The following is a 17004-nucleotide window of genomic DNA, read 5'->3' as shown; positions in this document are numbered from 1 at the left end:
CCCCGTGGTCAGGCAACGTCGTCGGCGGTCGGCACCCCGACGGGTCCGGGCGTGGGCTGATGAGGGGGTCGGCTGGGAGCCCATCGACGCCCCCGGCCAGTGGACCTACAATACCAGCCAGCCCAACGCCACCACCGCCTCGCAGCTGTCCCAGGAGATCGACCGTGTCCTCGCCGCAACGGGAGCGTCCGAGGTCGATGTGGTGACGCACTCCATGGGTGCCCTGCCGTCCCGCTACTACACGAAGAATCTCGGCGGAGACGCGAAGGCGGACGCCTGGATCTCCCTCGGCGGGCCGAACCACGGAACGGACACCGCGTACTTCTGGGGGTGCGCCTCCTGCACCGAGATGCGCCCCGGCTCCAGTTTCCTGGGCGCCCTCAACTCCGGCGATGAGCCCCCCGGCGCCTCCCGGTACGCCACGTGATGGTGGCCCTGCGACTCCGTGATCAAGCCGGACACCAGCGTCGCGCTCTCCGGCGCGAGCAACAGCAAACCGCCTGCATCAGCCACGGCGAACTGCGCTCCGGCAGCACCGCCTACGGTCAGGTCAAGTCGTTCGTCGGCTGACCCGCCGCGGGGTGCGCCCCGCGGGGAGCGCGGCCGGCCGCCACTCCCATGCGGCCGGCCCGCCCGCGAATCCGTGGCGCGGCGCAGCCGGGTGCCGGACGTTTTGGAGCGGTGGCCGTGCCGGGATCTCGGCCGACGCACGTGTGAGCATGGCCGGTATGAGTGATCGATTCGACGGGCTGCTCGATGACGACGCGGTCGTGCTGCTGGGCCTGCTGTTGCGTGCGGGATACGTGGTCAAGGCCAGGGCGGTGCGAGACATCGCGGAGGTCGGGCTGAGCTCGGAACAGTTCGAGGTGCTGCTGCGACTCTCCCGCCACCCGGGCGGGACTGCCCGGATGAGCGTGCTGGCCGAGGAGATGACGTTCAGCTCCGGCGGCTTCACGCGTTTCGTGGACCGCATGGAGCGGGACGGTCTGCTGGCCCGTACGTCCGACCCGGAGGACCGGCGGGCCGTACGGGTGGCCGTCACCGATCTGGGCGAGGAGAAGCTGTTCGCCGCTCTGACCATGCACGCGCGCCCCGGCTGCACCTATACCTGCTGGACCCGCTCACTGCAGAGCCCGCTGCGGGTCGTGCTGCTGCGCTCCGACGAGTCCCGCTCGCGCCTGGTCCCGTACCTGGCCGAGGGAAACCGGAAGAAGACGGCGACTGCCCCCCCTCGTCGCGGTCCTGGCTGCCGACACCCGCTTCCACGACGAGCTGCCCAGGCTGTTCCCGCACTTCCCCGGCGCCCGCGACATGTTCGAAGGCGACGCCGGGGCTCGCGTCGAGCCCGCCCGCCTGAACACGGCACTGCAGATCGCCTACTTCATCGTCGGCGGGCGGGCCGCCGGACTGGCCGCGGGACCGATGACCGGCTTCGACGCGGACGGCGTGTCGAAGAAGTTCTTCCCCGACCGCGAGCACCAGGCGATGGTCGTGGTCAACATCGGCCACCCCGGCGAGAACGCCTGGTTCCCTCGCCTGCCCCGCCTGGACTACGACGACGTCGTCACCACCCTCTGACGCCGGCCTACCAGACCCCTCACTACTGACCGGATGATCGGAAGACTTCCATGCGGCCCACCTTCGCCGGAGCGACGGAGCGTACCCGGGTACCCATTCCCTGCCGTCTCAGCGACGGCTTCACCCTCACCGCCGAGGCGGTCACCTTCCACGGCCTGGCCGACGGCGCGGAGCACGTCGCGCTCGTGCTGGGGACCCCGCCGGCCACCCGGGTCCCGCTGGTGCGGTTGCACTCCGAGTGTCTGACCGGCGATGTCTTCGGCTCCGCCCGCTGCGACTGCGCCCCCAGCTGGAGGAGGCGCTCGAACGGATCTCCGCTGTCGGCGGCGTTCTGCTGTATCTGCGCCAGGAAGGGCGTGGCATCGGCCTCTACAACAAGCTCGACGCTTACGCTCTGCAGGACGGCGGCCTGGACACCTACGCCGCCAACTCCGCCCTCGGCCTGCCCGAGGACGGCCGGGACTACACCGCCGCCGCCCAGATGCTGACCGCGCTGGGCATCGACACCCTCGACCTGCTGTCCAACAACCCTGCCAAGGCACGGCAGTTGCGACGGCTGGGAATCACTGTCCGTGATCGGGTACCCACCGGCGCCTTCGTGACCGAGAGCAATGAGGCCTACCTGTGGGCCAAGGTCGAACAGACCGGCCATGACATCGCCCTGACGGGCCGGCCCGCCCGACCGGCGCGTCACATGCTCGGCAGCCGCGTCGGCGTATGAAAGGAATCCCATGAGCGTGATCGAGATCGCCCGTGTTGCCCTGGCGTCAGGAGCGACGCATGAACAGTTCATCGAGCAGAACCGTGTCCTGGAAGCCGGCTACATCGTCAAGCAGCCCGGTTTCCTCAGTCGGGAACTCGCCTCGGGCGAGGGAGGAGGGTACGTCGTCGTGGTCCACTGGCGCACCGCGGCGGACGCCGACGCCTCCATGTCACGCTTCGCCACGGACCCGAACACCCAGGGATTCATGTCGGTGATCGACGCGGCCACCATGAGCATGGACCGGTACCAGACAGTCGCCCTGGACGGAGGCTGAGCCGAAACCAACCGCGGACCGTGACGCCACTCATCCCGTGCCCGTGGTTCAGGAGCATTGGGCAGGTCAGCCCGCCGCCCGGTCGTGGGCAGTGCGATTGCGGTGGATCTCGGCCGCATGCGTCTCCGCCCAGTGCCGGATCACGGTGAAGGGCTCGATCACACTGGCCCCCAGCGGCGTCAGGCTGTACTCGGTGCGCGGCGGCACCTCGGCGTACACCTTTCGCTCCACCAGGCCGTCGCGTTCGAACGCGCGGAGGTTGGCGGTCAGGACCTTGGGAGTGATACCCGCGATCGCGTCGCGCAGTGCGGAGAACCGGTGAGTGCCTGACGCGAGCGTCAGGATGATCAACACGCTCCATTTACCGCCGAGCAAGTCGAGAGCATCGCGGCTGGGACAGTCGGGGTTGCTCAGATCGCCACAGCGTACGAGCTGGTCGACGACGCTGACCTCGATGGTTTCCATCAGGTAACTATAGCACTTTGAAGATATCCGTATCTTTCGGAAATCATGACCGCGCACGGCGGTTGTCACTGAACGTGCACCACCGGGAGGCGCGGGAGTTCCCGCCGTGCCGATGCCTCCGGGGGAAGACCCGGCCCCCGGCCTCACTCAGTCCCGATCCCCTCGCAGCAGAATCAGACAAGGAACCGGACATGTACGTCATCGCAGGAGCCACCGGCAACGTCGGATCGGCGGCCGCACGCACTCTCATCAAGGCCGGCAAGCCGGTCACCGTCATCGTCCGCTCCGAGGAGAAGGCCCGGCAGTGGCGTGAGGAGGGTGCCGAGGCCGCGGTCCTGGACCTGACCGACGCACCCGCTCTCACCAGACTGCTGACCGGAGCGGTGGGCGCCTTCCTGATGGTCCCGCCGAACTTCTCCGTCCCCGACTACCTGAAAGCGAGCCGGGAACTCATCTCCTCGCTCGCCACCGCTGTGAAGGACAGCGGAGTGGAGCACACCGTGCTCCTCTCCTCCGTCGGCGCGCAGCACGACTCCGGCACCGGCCCGATCGTCACGGTCAACTGGGGCGAGCAGGCGCTGAGGCCCGTCGGCCGGAACCTCACCTTCGTGCGGGCCGCGTACTTCCTGGAGAACTGGGCCCCCGTCCTGCCCGTCGTCCTAGAGCACGGTGTGCTGCCGACGTTCCTGGCGCCCGACACCCCGATCGACACGATCGCGACCGCCGACATCGGCGCCTTCGTCGCCGACTCCCTCCTGAACCCGGCCCAGGGCCACCGGATCAGGCACGTCGCCGGCCCCGTCCAGTACACCCCGCAGGACATCGCCTCCGCCCTGTCCGACCTCCTCGGCAAACCGGTACCACTCGCCCCCGCACCCGCCGAAGACGCAACCGCAGCCTTCACCGGGATGGGCTTCCCTCAGCAAGCCGCGGAACTCTACGCAGAGATGTACGCCGGCATCGCCAACGGCCGCGTCGCCTTCAACGACGACGCGCCCATCGAACACGGCACCACCACGCCCCAGGACGTACTCGCCCCTCTGCTGCGATCCCACTGAACTCGCGCGGGGCCTTGACCGCCGGCCGGGCCCCGCGCCAGGCATTCGTCCGGTTGCTCTTCACCGGCGCGCTCCAGCGCTTCCCCGAGTGTCGGCGGCCGGGCGCCGGTACGCCGGCCCACGACACAGGAATCGACATGCGCCGCGCTTACCGCACCCTCTACCGCCTGGGCATCGTCCCCTGGGATACGACCGGGGTACCAGCCCCACTCGTCGACATCGTCGAGGGTCACAGCACGCTGCCACCCGCTCAGGCCGTCGACCTCGGCTGCGGCACCGGCCGCCAGGCACGCTACCTCGCCGAACACGGCTGGCAGGTCACGGCCGTCGACTACACACCCGAGGCCATCTCCGCCGCCCGCCACAAGGATCCCCGCGGGCAGGTCCTGTGGCGCGTCGCCGACGCGACCGAGCCTCAAGAGGTAGACCCCGACGGCCACCTCTCCGGCGCTACGTCGCTCCTGCTCGACAACGGCTGCCTGCACGGCATCCCGGCCGTACGCCGACTGGGCTGGGCCGTCACCGTCAACATCCTGGCCGCGCCAGGAGCCGTCCTCCTCGTACGCGCCGCACCGCCCCAGCACCGAGGGGTCGGACCACGCGGGATCAGCGCGGGCGAGATCACCGCACTCCTGGGCGACCGCTGGCAGCAGGCCGAAGCGCCCGCGGCGGGCTGGTACCGCTACACCCGAACCGAGAGCACGTAGGAGCCGCCCAGTCTCGCGGGGGAAGCTTCACCAGCCCCGTCCCCCTATTACCGGACGGGAAGCCGCCGGTGAAGTGCAGGCTCCCCTACATCCACCGGCATCTGGTCGTCTTCTGCCGAGCGGCGCCACCGGCAGCGGTGCGGGTTCCACCTCTCTGGCAGCGGCCGTTCACCCGTACGGGTCGGTCCCCGGCGTGCCGCGGCCCGCCCGCTGTCTCCGACCGGTCATCGTCGGCGGTAGGTGGCGGACCGGCGCGGTCGCCACCGGACGGCTGTGACAGGGGTGGCCGCTTCCCTCTCCGTCACAGCCGTCCGCACGGCGTTGTCAACTTGGTCGGGTCGTGGGCGGCTTGTTCCGGATCGGGGTGTGGCTGTCCGCGGGGTCCGCTGTGGCTCAGCTCATCGTGGACACGCCGGTAACCGTCTTCCAGACGGTGAAGCGGGTGGTCATCTCTTCTCGATAGTTCCGGGCTGTCATCAGGTGTCGCCGGGGGCGGAAGTGCGGGGAGATGAAGCTGAACGCTCCCCGTCCTTGCGCTGACCTCGGTGCGGTCCTTGCGCAGCGTGCGCTCCAGCACGGCAATCGGCTCTGGACGACACGGGCGGGTTGAGCGCGGGCGTGCAGGCGCCTATGGCGTCGGCAGCCACAAACCCGGTCCGGACGGTGGCATACAGGAGCTGGCGTGAAGCACTGAATCAATGCTTCAATTCTTCGTATGCCCTACCGACGCCCACCCGCCGTACAGGCCCGTCTCGACGCCCGTCGCGACGAGGTGCTGGAGGCCGCAGTCCGCCTGCTGTCCCGAGAGGGGTACGCCGGATGCTCGGTCGCGGCCATCGCCGCCGAGGCGGGCATCTCCACCGGAAGCGTCTACCAGTCCTTCTCAGGGAAATCCGAACTGGCGGCCGTGCTGTTCAGGACCCTGGTCGCCCGGGAGGTCGAGGCGGTCGCCGCCGCGGCGGACCGTCCCGGCCCCGCGCCACAGCGCGTCGCCGCCGCCGTCGAGGTCTTCGCCACCCGGGCGCTGCAGGCCCCGCGCCGCGCCTTCGCCCTTCTCGCGGAGCCCGCCGACCCGGCCGTGGACACCGAACGGCTCGTCTTCCGCCGGGCGTTCCGCGACGTGTACGCGCAGGCGGTCGCCGCCGGAGTGGCTGCCAGCGAGCTGCCTCCGCAGTCACCCGACTTGACCGCAGCCGCCCTGGTCGGTGCGATCGCGGAGGCGCTCATCGGCCCGCTGGCGGACGGCGACGCGGCACCAGACGACGTCATTCCCGCTCTGATCACTTTCACCTTGCGTGCCCTGGGAGGACACGATGCCGCAGACGCATGAGGTCACCAACCAGGTTCCGCCGCACCACGGATACGACGCGGCCGCCGATCCGGCCCTGCTGGAGGCCATCGCCCGGGAGGGCGCCGAATGGGCCACCCCCGACATCCACCGCCTCGGTGTCCTCGCCGGCTCTGAACAGGCCGCCGAGTGGGGCCGGCTGGTCAACGAGAACCCACCCGTGCTGCGCACCCACGACCGCTACGGCAACCGGATCGACGAGGTGGAGTTCCACCCCCACTGGCACGACCTGATGGGCATCGCCGTCGGCAACGGTCTGCACGCCGCGCCCTGGCGGGACGACCGGCCCGGCGCGCATGTCGCGCGCGCCGCGAAGTTCTACGTATGGGGCCAGGTCGAGGCCGGCCACACCTGCCCGGTGTCCATGACCTACGCCGCTGTGCCCGCGCTGCGCGCCGCCCCGGACCTCGCCGGCTGGCTGGAGCCGCTGCTCGCCGCCCGCACGTACGACTTCGGCCTCCGGCAGCCCGACACCAAACACGGCCTGATCGCCGGCATGTCGATGACCGAGAAGCAGGGCGGCTCCGACGTCCGCGCCAACACCACGACCGCGGTCCCGGCAGGCGACGGCACCTACCGCCTCACCGGCCACAAGTGGTTCACCTCCGCCCCCATGTCAGACGTCTTCCTCACCCTCGCCCAGGCGCCCGGGGGACTGTCCTGCTTCCTGCTGCCCCGGATACTGCCGGACGGCAGCCGCAACCGGCTCCTGATCCAGCGCCTCAAGGACAAACTGGGCAACCGCTCCAACGCCTCCGCCGAGATCGAGTACGACGAGGCCTTCGGCTGGCTCGTCGGTGAGGAGGGCCGAGGGGTCTCGACCATCATCGAGATGGTCAACATGACCCGCCTCGACTGCGTCCTCGGTGCGGCGTCCGGCATGCGGCTCGGCCTCGTCCGGGCCGTCCACCACGCCACCCACCGCCACGCCTTCGGCAAGGCCCTCATCGACCAGCCGCTCATGCGCAACGTCCTGGCCGACCTCGCCCTCGAATCCGAGGCCGCGACCGCCGTCGCCCTGCGCCTCGCGGGCGCCACCGACCGCGTCGCTGCAGGCAACACCGACGAAGCCATGCTCCGCCGGCTGGGCCTCGCGGTCACCAAGTACTGGGTCTGCAAGCGCGCCCCCGCGCACGCCGCCGAGGCCCTCGAATGCCTGGGCGGCAACGGATACATCGAGGAATCCGGCATGCCCCGCCTCTACCGGGAGGCACCGCTCTCCTCCATCTGGGAGGGCTCGGGAAACGTAGCCGCCCTGGACTCGCTGCGCGCCATGGCACGGCAACCGGAAACCGTCGAGGCGTTCTTCGACGAAGTAGGTCAGGCGGCGGGTGTCAACCGGCACCTGGACGCGGCTGCCGCGGGACTCCACAAGCAGCTGGCGGACCCCGCCGAGATCGAATTCCGGGCCCGGCAGCTCACCGAGACCATGGCCCTCGTCCTCCAGGGCTCCCTCCTCCAGCGCCACGCCCCCGCAGCGGTCGCCGACGCCTTCTGCGCCTCCCGGCTCGGCGGCGAACACGGCCACGCGTTCGGCACGCTGCCGACCGGCATCGACACGGCGGCCATCCTCGATCGCGCCCGAACGGTCATCGCATGACGGACGACATCGGCCGGGTGACCGCGTTCTGGCAGGACCTCGGCCTGCCCGGCCTGATCGACGTACACACCCACTTCATGCCCGAACCGGTCATGACCAAGGTCTGGCAGTACTTCGACGCGGCCGGCCCGCTCACCGGACGCCCCTGGCCCATCACCTACCGCATGGGAGAAGCCGAAAGACTGGCCCGGATCAGGGCGTTCGGCGTCAGAGCCTTCACCGCGATGATCTACCCCCACAAGCCGGACATGGCGCACTGGCTCAACTCCTGGGCCGCCGACTTCGCCGCCCGCACACCCGACTGCCTCCACACCGCCACCTTCTACCCCGAGGACGGCGCCGCGACATACGTACAGCAGGCGGTCGAGGCGGGCGCCCGGGTATTCAAGGCCCACCTCCAAGTCGGCGACTACGACCCCAACGACCCGCTCCTCGACAGCGTCTGGGGACTGCTCCAGGACACCGGCACGCCCGTTGTCATCCACTGCGGCTCCAGCCCGGCCCCCGGCCGGCACACCGGACCGGCACCCATGGACAAGCTGCTCGAACGCCATCCCCGGCTCCGCCTGATCATCGCCCACATGGGCCATCCCGACTACACGGCTTTCCTCGACCTCGCCGCCCGCCACCCCCAGATCATGCTCGACACCACCATGACCTTCACCGACATGGCCGAACGCGACGCGCCCTTCCCCCACCACGAGCTGCCCCGCCTGCGCGACCTCCAAGACCGCATCCTGCTCGGCACCGACTACCCCAACATCCCCTACCCCTATGCCCACGCGCTGCACGCACTCACCCGGCTCGACCTCGGCGACGACTGGCTACGCGCCGTCTGCCACGACAACGCGGCCCGGACGTTCGCCGTGCACCCACCAGCGACCCGACGGCACCCGACCGGCCCCCGACCAGGGAGGTGAATGGTCGCAACGGGCGTGCGGATCGGGGCCCGACCCCCGCGGCGCCGCCGCATACTTTCGACCTCTACGGCAGTCCTCCGTGGCGGCGGCCAGCACCGGCTGCAACAGGCTGTCGACGTTCATGCGGGATCATGCCTTCCCGTGACGGGAGTGGGGGCGGCGGCGCTGTCGGCTACGGGAGTAAGGCCGAGGGCGAGGAGGCCCACGGCGAAGCCGATCAGCAGGGCCACGGTGGAACCGTCGCCCCCGAGCAGGTTCGCACCGGTCCAGCCGATCTGCACCAGCTGCAGGACGGCGGCCGCCAGGAAACCCGCCCCGGCCAGCGCGATCAGCGAACGCACCCCTGAGAAGCCCGCCGCCACGGCCGCCGCGGCCAGGAGCAGCAGCACCAGAGTCCCCACGCCACCCAGCGCGACGAGCCCCCAGGGCGGGCCGTCGGCGATGGCCAGGACGGTGCTCACCGCGGCGCCGATGCCCAGGCCGGAGGCGGTCCGGCCGATCGCGGATCGTTGAGTCCGCATCGAAACGCCTCTCTCTTTCAGGATGCCGCGAGCAGCATCCGCGACAGCGTGCCGCCGTGCTGCCGCCATACGGGGCGCAGGGCGCCGTCGACGCCGTAGGCGCGTCCGGCGGCGGTGGCCAGCAGTGCCAGGTGCACGGCGTACATGAGGAAGTACGACCAGAACCACTCGTGCGGGGTGTTCAGCACGGAGAACAGGATGGCTGTCGTCTGGACCAGCCCGACCGCCGCCCAGAAGCGGGTGGCCAGGCCCACCAGCAGGAACGCACCCAGGCACGCCTCGACCGCGAAGGCGCCCCAGGCGAACACCGCGAAGTTCGGAATGATCACATGCTCGACCAGCCACGCCCACGGGGCGAAGACCTCGTTGTCGACCCCTTTCAGGGTCCAGGCGTACAGGTCCTGCGGGGGGTCGCTGTTGTTCCCGAAGTCCGGTGGGCGCTTCCAGGAAAGGTTCTGGATCCACAGCAGGCCGACCGTGACGCGGCACACGGCCAACAGCACCCGGGAGACGCGGGACGAGCCCAGCGGCTCCAGGCCGGGGGGTGGGGACCGATGGGTGACGGCCATGCTGAACGACCTCTGATCCAGCTCCAGGAACTCCAGGAGTCATCTGCCTACCTCCCATCCACTCACGCCGGTACGGGAGCGGCAAGCCGCGGGGGCCTTCTCCTACGGGCATCAGAGTCGGCACCCGGGTCTTGTGACCTCCCGGCGCGCACCCGGGCAGCAGGCCGTCGCATCGCCTAGCGTCCCGGTATGCGTGTACTTGTCACCGGAGGCGCGGGTTTCATCGGCTCGCACATCGTCACTGCGCTCGCCGCCCGCGGCCATGAACCCGTCGTCCTCGACGCACTGCTTCCCACGGCCTATACGTCCGCCCCCGTACGACCGGTCGCCGCCGTGGACTGGATCAACGCGGATGTCCGGGACGGTCAGGCGCTCGTCCGAGTACTGCACACCGTGGACGCGGTCTGTCATCAGGCGGCGCTGGTGGGCCTGGGTGAGGGCTTCACCGACGCGCCGGACTACGTGAGCTGCAACGACCTCGGCACCGCCGTACTTCTGGCGTCCATGGCGCAGGCCGGGGTCCGTGACCTGGTACTGGCGGGGTCGATGGTCGTGTACGGGGAGGGCCGCTACGACTGCCCACGGCACGGGCGGGTCAGGCCGGGGCCGCGGGCGGCCGCGGATCTCGAAGCCGGGCGTTTCGAGCCCCTATGCCCGGGCTGCGGCGGCGAACTGGTGCCCGGACTGGTCGATGAGGACGAGCCCGCCGATCCTCGCAACGTGTATGCCGCGACCAAGCGCGCCCAGGAGCATCTGTCCGCCGCATGGGCGCGGGCGAGTAACGGGCGGGCCGTGTCGTTGCGCTACCACAACGTGTACGGGCCGGGGATGCCGCGCGATACTCCGTACGCGGGTGTGGCCTCGTTCTTCCGGTCGGCGCTCGCCCGGGGCGAGGCGCCGAGGGTCTTCGAGGACGGCGGGCAGCGGCGGGACTTCGTGCACGTCCGGGACGTGGCGGCGGCGAACGTGGTGGCGCTGGAGGCGCTCGCGGGCCGTCAGCCGGGCGTCCTGGCCGTGTTCAACACCGGGAGCGGCGAACCGCACACGGTCGGGGAGATGGCGACGGCACTGGCCCTGGCGCACGGCGGCCCACGGCCGGTGGTCACGGGTGAGTACCGGTTGGGGGACGTACGGCACATCACCGCGTCCTCGCGCCGCCTGACCGGTGAGCTGGGCTGGCGGGCAGAGGTCGGCTTCGCCGAGGGGATGGCGGAGTTCGCCCGCAGCGGACTGCGCGGAGGGTGATCTCGAAATGCCACGACCAGCGCCGTGTACTCACCACCGATCGTTCACCCACCGCTGCCTTCTCCTGCGCGGCAGCTTGTGTCCGGGCGCCTTGGCTCGTGTCACCGGTACGCCCCGTTCACGTCGCGGCCGGACCGGCAGCGGGTCACGCTGGGATGGCTCGGGGATCAGACCAGGCCGACCGCGGATGAGGAGGATCGGGATGCCGACCTTGCCCTGGATCGCCACGTCGGCCGCAGCCGGCACAGCGGGGTCACTTCCGGACGAGGTGCTGGTCCTGGGTTCGCGCCTGCTCCTGCGCCGCGCACGGGACATTCCGCGCTTCATCACCGCGGCCCAGGCCATTCGACGTCAGGTCATGGCGGCCGACGGCGCTCTCGGCCTGTCCCTGCGGGCCGAGCCGTTCGCCAAGACCTTCTGGACGCTCTCGGCCTGGCGTGACCAGGAGGCGCTGGACTCGTTCGTGGAAGCCCTGCCGCACGAGCGAACCATGAGGGACTTCCACCTCCGGCTGCGCGATCCGGTGTTCGTCACGTGGACTGTGCCCCGCGGCGCGCTGCCGGTCGACTGGTCCGATGCCGTGAGCAGGATCACTGGACACGCACCCCTGTGACCCCGAAGTGACCCGAAAGCCCTGGATGTGCGGTTTGGGTGAGTACGGTGAGGGGGTGACCGACCCGGATGCGACGACGGTGGACGTCGTCTTGCCGTGCCTGGACGAAGCCCGCGCCCTGCCCTGGGTGCTGGAGCGCATCCCGCCCACCTGGCGTGCGATCGTCGTCGACAACGGCTCCGGCGACGGCTCTGGAGAGATCGCCGCCGCGCTCGGCGCCACCGTCGTGTACCAGCCGGAACGTGGCTTCGGCGCCGCCTGCCAAGCGGGGCTGCTCTCGGCGGAGGCCGAGTTCGTCTGCTTCTGCGACTGCGACGCCTCCCTGGACCCCGGACTGCTGCCCGCCTTCGTACGGGAGGTGGCAGGCGGGAAGACCGATCTGGCGCTGGGACGACGCCGACCGCAGGGGCACGGCACCTGGCCCCTTCACGCCCGGGCGGGGAACCTGGCCCTGTCCCGGATGGTGCGCCGCCGCACCGGACTGCGGCTGCATGATCTGGGGCCCATGCGCGCCGCACGGCGTGAGCCGCTGCTCGGCCTCGGCCTCACCGACCGGCGCAGCGGCTACCCCCTCCAGATGGTCGTACGCGCGGCCGACGCGGGCTGGCGCGTCAGCGAACTCGACGTCCCCTACCTTCCGCGTTCAGGGAGATCGAAGGTCACCGGAACCTGGCGCGGTACTTGGCAGGCAGTACACGACATGCGCGCGGTGCTCTCCGAGCCGCCGCTGACCGTCCCCGCAGCCGGTGGGGCGGGTGCGCGGTGACCACGATGCTCATCCTCGCCAAAGAACCAGTGCCCGGGCGGGTGAAGACCCGGCTCACTCCGCCGTACACGCCCCAGGAGGCGGCCCTCCTGGCCGAGGCGATGCTCGCCGATTCCCTGCAAGCCATGCTCGCGGCCCCGGTGCAGCGGCGTGTGCTGGTCCTCGAAGGCACGCCAGGCCCCTGGCTGCCGCCCGGCATCGAGGTCGCGCCACAGGGGCAGGGCCGACTGGACGAACGACTGGCCGCGGCCTTCGGACTCTGTACCGGTCCGGCCGTGCTGATCGGCATGGACACCCCGCACGTCACCCCGGCCATCCTCGCGCCCGCACTGGCCGAGAACGCCTGGCGGGACTGCGACGCCTGGTTCGGCCCGGCGGCCGACGGCGGCTTCTGGGCACTGGGGCTCGCCGAACCCGATCCGGCGCTCCTGCGAGGCGTGCCGATGGACGTACCCGACACCGGAACCCGGCAACGGCGGCGGCTGACCGACGCCGGTCTGACAGTGCGCGAACTGGAGGTGCTGCGCGATGTCGACACCGCCGCCGACGCACTGGCGGTGGCCGCCGAGGCCCCGCACACTCTCTTCGCCTCCACCCTGGCCTCCTTGACGCCGGCCAGGCCGCGATGACCGCCGACATCACACCGCGCCCCGGTCCGGCATGCGTACCGTTGCGGGTACGGGTACGCCGATACGCTCCTCGCTCGCCTGGACCCGACAACTCCGCACGCCCGACAAGCGAACGGTGCAGTCGCCAGGCAAGCCGCTCAAGCAGCACGGCAGCTGCCAACCCGTGATCAATCCGCCTACCGTCCGTACCGCTCTCCTGCTGGCTGCCCTGACCGCTGCCCTCGTCCTGACCGTCCGCAAGGACGGGTATCACTCCGATCCGGCCGGGCTGTCCTGGTGGTACGGGGTGTGCTGGATGTTGTTCGCGGTCGCGGTGTGGTCGCTGCGGATGGTTCCCGGCCGTCACGTCGTGCTGCTCGTCCTGGCCGGCGGCATCGCGGTGACCGCCACCGGGCTGGCCGCTCCCCCGCGCACCAGCACCGACTCCTACCGCTACGCCTGGGACGGCCGTGTCCAGACGGCCGGTATCTCCCCCTACGACCATGCGCCCGCAGCCCCGCAACTGGCCGGGCTGCGGGACGGCTGGCTCTTCCCCACCGGCAGCGCATGCCGACATCCGGACCTGGCACGCATCCCCGCTCCGGCCGGCGCCAGTCACTGCACGCGCATCAACCGGCCGCAGGTACGCACCATCTATCCACCCGTCGCCGAGGGCTACTTCCTCCTGCTCCACGCCCTGTCCCCGGAGGGGTCCCGCCACAAGCCGCTACAGATCGGCGGGGCGCTCCTCTCCGTCGGCACCACGGCCGCCCTGCTCCTGCTGCTGCGCCGGCGGGGCAATGTGCGATGGGCGGCGTACTGGGCCTGGTGCCCGGCCGTGCCCATCGAAGCGGTGAACAACGCGCACGCCGACGTCCTCGGCGTACTTCTGGCCGTCGTCGCGCTCGGAATCGTCACCCGCCACCGGATCACGGGCGGCGCCCTGCTCGGCGCGGCCGTCGCGACCAAACTGCTGCCCGCGCTGCTGCTGCCCGGCGCACTGTCCGGAGTACGGCGGGTCCGGGACGCCGCGGCCGTACTGCTCCCTGCCGCCGCGGTCGTCGCCGCCGCCTATCTGCCGTACATGCTGATCTCCAAGGGCTCGGTCTTCGGCTACCTCGGCGGCTACGTCGAGGAGGAGGGGTACGCCGGTGCCCCATCGGGTACGAACCGCTACGCCCTGCTCCAGTTGGTCCTGCCCGAATCCTGGGCTCCGCCCGCCGCAGCGGCCGGCATGCTGGCCGTCGTGTGGCACGTCCTGCGGCACGGCGATCCTGAACGCCCCTGGAGCGGCGGCCTGCTGGTCACAGGAACGGCGTTCCTGCTGCTGACGCCGGGCTACTCCTGGTACGCGCTGCTGCTCGTCGCCCTGGTCGCGCTCGACGGCCGCTGGGAGTGGCTGAGCATCGCGCTGGCGGGAGCCGCCACCTACGTCACGGGCCGGGCGTTCGGCGACCGGCACACGGTGGCAACTACCGCGTACGCGGTAGCCGCGATTGCGGTTCTCGCCGGGTGGGCGCTGCGGCGCTCCCGACGGATCCACGCCCGCGGCAAGGGGCGCCCGGCCCGGTGACTGCAGCCACCCAGAGGTTCCGGCAGCCCCCACGCACCGCCCGCCGAGGGTCGCCGGGCTGCTCCACAGCCCGGCGGGCCCGGGCAGGGCCTAGCATCGAGTCATGGCCGAGAACCACAGCGGAGACCCGACCGGTCCGGCGGACGAAGCGGCTCAGCACGGCGTCGACGCCGCGGTCCAAGCGGACCTCACCGCCCTAGCGGAGGCCTGGGCCGCGGCGATCGTCTCCAACGACGCGGCACGGATCGCGAGCTTCATGACCGACGACTGGGCCATCGTCTCGGAGTCCGGCATCGCCTCCAAGGAGGAGTTCCTGGCGTTCGTCGCCTCCGGGCAGCTGTCCCACTCGGCCATGGACCTCGTCAGCAGGCCGCGGGTCCGGGTGCACGGCGACACCGCGGTCTTCAGCGTGCGGATGACCAACACCGCCCGTTACGGGGGCCGACGGTTCGACGCCGACGAGTGGACGTCGGATGTGTTCGTGAAGCGGGACGGCCGCTGGCTGTGCCTGCTGAGCCACATCACGGCGGCGGCACCGGAGTCGGCTGCGCCGTCGTCGACGGCCCAGTGAAGCCGCCGGGGCGTACCGCCGATCACTGGGGTGGTGTGGCCTCGCCCTGCCAGAAGCTCCACTGATACCCCCAGGGGTCGGTGATCGTGAAGGTCCGCGGCCCGTACGGCTGATCTTCCGGAGCGTCCAGCTCCATGCCGGATGCGGCCCGGACCAGCTCGAAATGCGCGTCGACGTCGTCGACGTGCACGATGAGCAGGGCGTTCTTGCCTTGGCCGCTCGACTTGCCGCCGCTGACCCCGATCTTCGTCCCACCCGCATGGATGTCGGCCTCGAACGTCCGCCCCGAATCGTCGCGCCACCGGATCGCGTCGGTAAAGCCGAGGACCCGCTCCAGCCAGTCGAGAGCCGCGTCCGCGTCCGCGTACCGCAGGTAGGGGGACACCCCTTCGATCGCCATGCCGTGCTCCTCAGGGCAGCGAGCCGAGACCGTCCGAGCGGCCGGCCCGAACTGAACGGTGCTCGCCTGCCAGGCTGTCGTATGTGGCCGGCGAACGAGGCCAATGGCGGTGCCGCGTGTCGCTCACGCAGCCGAGCCAGGGTCCGGAGTCTGGATCCAGGCTCTCGCCAGTGGTGGATGCCGTCTAATGTCAGGCGGGATTCTGATGCTGCGGGAGGCATTTATGGCGCGTGGATGGATATCGAGCAGGCCGGTTGTTCTCGGCGTCGCGGTGGTTGCGGTCGCTGTGATCGGCGTGGGCATGTACCTGTTTCAGCCGTGGAAGCTGTGGCAGGACGAGACGGTGCGGGAAGCCCTGCCCTCCACAGCGGCGACCGCGTCGGCCGTGCCGACCCCGTCCGGTAAGGGTTCGGCTTCGCCGTCGGCGCCTCCAGAGCCCCGGACTGTCTCTACGGGGCAGTTGATCAGTCATGAGCACACCACGACAGGCACGGTGAAGATCGTACGCCTGGCGGACGGATCGCACACGGTGCGGCTGGAGAACCTCGACACCAGCAACGGTCCCGACCTGCACGTGTGGCTGACCGATGCTCCGGTGAAGGAAGGCAAGGCGGGCTGGGAGGTCTTCGATGACGGCAAGTACGTCAGTCTGGGCAAGCTCAAGGGCAACAAGGGCGACCAGAATTACGTCCTTCCCGCCGATGTGGACCTCTCCCAGTACACGAGCGTGAGCATCTGGTGCGACCGCTTCAACGTCTCCTTCGGCGCCGCGGCACTCGCCAAGACCTGACGGAGCGGCAGCGGCCCGCCGACGTGTGGTCGGCGGGCCGCTGGCCGCACTGCGCGGCGAGATTTCACCAAGTGCGGGTCACATGCCTGGTCAGGCGCGCTTGACGGTGAACTCGCACCAGGCGGTCCACTCGGAGACGGCGGAGCCGTCCTTGACCTTCATCCGCCAGCGGTACTCGCCGTCGGTGAGCTTGCCCTCGGGCAGCTGGAAGCCCGCGTCGTGGCTGTTGTCACTGGTCAGCTGCTTGCGCACGGCCTGCTTGCCGTTGGCGGCGTCGACTTCGAAGACGACCTTCCGGCGCGGGCCGGTCTCGGTGCCGTTCTCGACGGTGCCGGGCGGGGCCACCGACTCCAGGGTGGCGGCCAGGGTCGGCGAGCCGCTGGTGACGACCGGCTTGATGCCGCCGCCGCAGACCTGGAATCCGGCGTAGGGGCCATCCGATATCCGCGGTGCCTCGGGGGTGCGGAGCAGCCGGTCATTGGGGCCGTCGCTGCGGGCGGCTGCGGACTGGGTGTCCGGTCCGGAGACGGCGCTGGACAGGGGGGCCGCGGCGGCCCCGATCGCGAGGGCCGCGACGACGGCCAGGAGGGCCCGCCCGGAACGTGTCCGGGGTGTGTACCTCACACGCATGGTGG

General features: G+C 70.6%; 19 protein-coding genes and 3 pseudogenes. 17 read left to right on the top strand and 5 right to left on the bottom strand.

Annotation, left to right across the window (positions count from 1 at the left end):
- Positions 1–4: 4 nt before the first annotated feature.
- The 5 genes and pseudogenes from NLX94_RS19175 (at position 5) to NLX94_RS19160 (ending at position 2615) form a co-directional block, all read left to right on the top strand.
- Entirely contained in the window at positions 5–427 is a 423-nt protein-coding gene (locus NLX94_RS19175; RefSeq protein WP_254384170.1) for a hypothetical protein, read from the top strand.
- A gap of 292 nt (positions 428–719) precedes the next feature.
- Positions 720–1040 (top strand): annotated as a pseudogene (locus tag NLX94_RS39620) (MarR family winged helix-turn-helix transcriptional regulator); the annotation flags it as partial.
- 87 nt (positions 1041–1127) lie between these two features.
- Positions 1128–1578 (top strand): annotated as a pseudogene (locus tag NLX94_RS19170) (malonic semialdehyde reductase); the annotation flags it as partial.
- Between the two features lie 50 nt (positions 1579–1628).
- A pseudogene (gene ribA / locus NLX94_RS19165) lies at positions 1629–2299 on the top strand (GTP cyclohydrolase II).
- Between the two features lie 10 nt (positions 2300–2309).
- Positions 2310–2615, top strand: coding sequence for a hypothetical protein (locus NLX94_RS19160; protein WP_254384169.1), 306 nt, complete (start codon positions 2310–2312; stop codon positions 2613–2615).
- Positions 2616–2681: 66 nt separating this feature from the next.
- Here the strand turns inward: NLX94_RS19160 and NLX94_RS19155 are convergent, their stop codons facing one another.
- The gene (locus tag NLX94_RS19155) at positions 2682–3080 is read right to left on the bottom strand and encodes a helix-turn-helix domain-containing protein (protein ID WP_254384168.1); all 399 of its coding nucleotides are present in this window, start codon (positions 3078–3080) and stop codon (positions 2682–2684) included.
- Positions 3081–3271: 191 nt separating this feature from the next.
- On the opposite strand from NLX94_RS19155, the gene NLX94_RS19150 reads away from it, so the two are divergent.
- The 5 genes from NLX94_RS19150 to NLX94_RS19125 all read left to right on the top strand — a co-directional run bounded on the left by NLX94_RS19150 (position 3272) and on the right by NLX94_RS19125 (position 8713).
- Positions 3272–4138, top strand: a complete 867-nt coding sequence (locus NLX94_RS19150) for an NmrA family NAD(P)-binding protein (RefSeq protein ID WP_254384167.1) — start codon at positions 3272–3274, stop codon at positions 4136–4138.
- 137 nt (positions 4139–4275) lie between these two features.
- A complete protein-coding gene (locus tag NLX94_RS19145; protein WP_254384166.1) occupies positions 4276–4845 on the top strand; it encodes a class I SAM-dependent methyltransferase in 570 nt (189 codons plus the stop codon).
- A gap of 715 nt (positions 4846–5560) precedes the next feature.
- Positions 5561–6175 carry a TetR/AcrR family transcriptional regulator gene (locus NLX94_RS19135; RefSeq protein WP_254384165.1) on the top strand — a complete coding sequence of 205 codons (615 nt, stop codon included), beginning with the start codon at positions 5561–5563 and terminating at the stop codon, positions 6173–6175.
- The gene (locus NLX94_RS19130) at positions 6159–7793 is read left to right on the top strand and encodes an isovaleryl-CoA dehydrogenase (protein WP_254384164.1); all 1635 of its coding nucleotides are present in this window, start codon (positions 6159–6161) and stop codon (positions 7791–7793) included. The genes NLX94_RS19135 and NLX94_RS19130 overlap by 17 nt, the downstream gene beginning before the upstream one ends.
- Positions 7790–8713 (top strand): amidohydrolase family protein, encoded by a 924-nt coding sequence (locus NLX94_RS19125; protein WP_254384163.1) that lies wholly within the window; start codon positions 7790–7792, stop codon positions 8711–8713. Before NLX94_RS19130 ends, NLX94_RS19125 begins: the two co-directional genes overlap by 4 nt.
- Positions 8714–8832: 119 nt before the next feature.
- Here NLX94_RS19125 and NLX94_RS19120 read toward each other — a convergent pair whose 3' ends face one another.
- Together NLX94_RS19120 and NLX94_RS19115 are read right to left on the bottom strand one after the other, a co-directional pair.
- On the bottom strand, positions 8833–9234 hold the full coding sequence (locus NLX94_RS19120; RefSeq protein ID WP_254384162.1) for a hypothetical protein: 402 nt from the start codon (positions 9232–9234) through the stop codon (positions 8833–8835).
- Between the two features lie 17 nt (positions 9235–9251).
- The gene (locus NLX94_RS19115) at positions 9252–9803 is read right to left on the bottom strand and encodes a DoxX family protein (RefSeq protein ID WP_254384161.1); all 552 of its coding nucleotides are present in this window, start codon (positions 9801–9803) and stop codon (positions 9252–9254) included.
- A gap of 189 nt (positions 9804–9992) precedes the next feature.
- On the opposite strand from NLX94_RS19115, the gene NLX94_RS19110 reads away from it, so the two are divergent.
- From NLX94_RS19110 to NLX94_RS19085, 6 genes are all read left to right on the top strand, one after another.
- Positions 9993–11048, top strand: a complete 1056-nt coding sequence (locus NLX94_RS19110; protein ID WP_254384160.1) for an NAD(P)-dependent oxidoreductase — start codon at positions 9993–9995, stop codon at positions 11046–11048.
- A 202-nt stretch (positions 11049–11250) separates the two neighbouring features.
- Complete coding sequence (locus NLX94_RS19105; protein ID WP_254384159.1) at positions 11251–11661, top strand: DUF3291 domain-containing protein; 411 nt, start codon at positions 11251–11253, stop codon at positions 11659–11661.
- Between the two features lie 55 nt (positions 11662–11716).
- Complete coding sequence (locus NLX94_RS19100; RefSeq protein WP_254384158.1) at positions 11717–12427, top strand: glycosyltransferase family 2 protein; 711 nt, start codon at positions 11717–11719, stop codon at positions 12425–12427.
- Between the two features lie 5 nt (positions 12428–12432).
- A complete protein-coding gene (locus NLX94_RS19095; RefSeq protein ID WP_254384378.1) occupies positions 12433–13056 on the top strand; it encodes a DUF2064 domain-containing protein in 624 nt (207 codons plus the stop codon).
- Positions 13057–13219: 163 nt separating this feature from the next.
- Entirely contained in the window at positions 13220–14608 is a 1389-nt protein-coding gene (locus tag NLX94_RS19090) for a glycosyltransferase 87 family protein (protein ID WP_254384157.1), read from the top strand.
- A 103-nt stretch (positions 14609–14711) separates the two neighbouring features.
- Positions 14712–15179, top strand: a complete 468-nt coding sequence (locus tag NLX94_RS19085; RefSeq protein ID WP_254384156.1) for a nuclear transport factor 2 family protein — start codon at positions 14712–14714, stop codon at positions 15177–15179.
- A 22-nt stretch (positions 15180–15201) separates the two neighbouring features.
- Here the strand turns inward: NLX94_RS19085 and NLX94_RS19080 are convergent, their stop codons facing one another.
- On the bottom strand, positions 15202–15579 hold the full coding sequence (locus tag NLX94_RS19080; RefSeq protein ID WP_254384155.1) for a glyoxalase/bleomycin resistance/extradiol dioxygenase family protein: 378 nt from the start codon (positions 15577–15579) through the stop codon (positions 15202–15204).
- 223 nt (positions 15580–15802) lie between these two features.
- Here NLX94_RS19080 and NLX94_RS19075 point away from each other — a divergent pair, with 223 nt between their 5' ends.
- Positions 15803–16369 (top strand): DM13 domain-containing protein, encoded by a 567-nt coding sequence (locus NLX94_RS19075; protein ID WP_254384377.1) that lies wholly within the window; start codon positions 15803–15805, stop codon positions 16367–16369.
- A gap of 90 nt (positions 16370–16459) precedes the next feature.
- Here NLX94_RS19075 and NLX94_RS19070 read toward each other — a convergent pair whose 3' ends face one another.
- Positions 16460–16999: a hypothetical protein gene (locus NLX94_RS19070; protein ID WP_254384154.1), complete on the bottom strand. Its 540-nt coding sequence runs from the start codon at positions 16997–16999 to the stop codon at positions 16460–16462.
- Positions 17000–17004 lie beyond the last annotated feature (5 nt).

It is taken from the genome of Streptomyces sp. TBY4, from assembly GCF_024213195.1.
In the GTDB taxonomy this organism is placed as follows: Bacteria; Actinomycetota; Actinomycetes; order Streptomycetales; family Streptomycetaceae; genus Streptomyces.
This window is presented reverse-complemented; position numbering and strand designations above follow the sequence as displayed.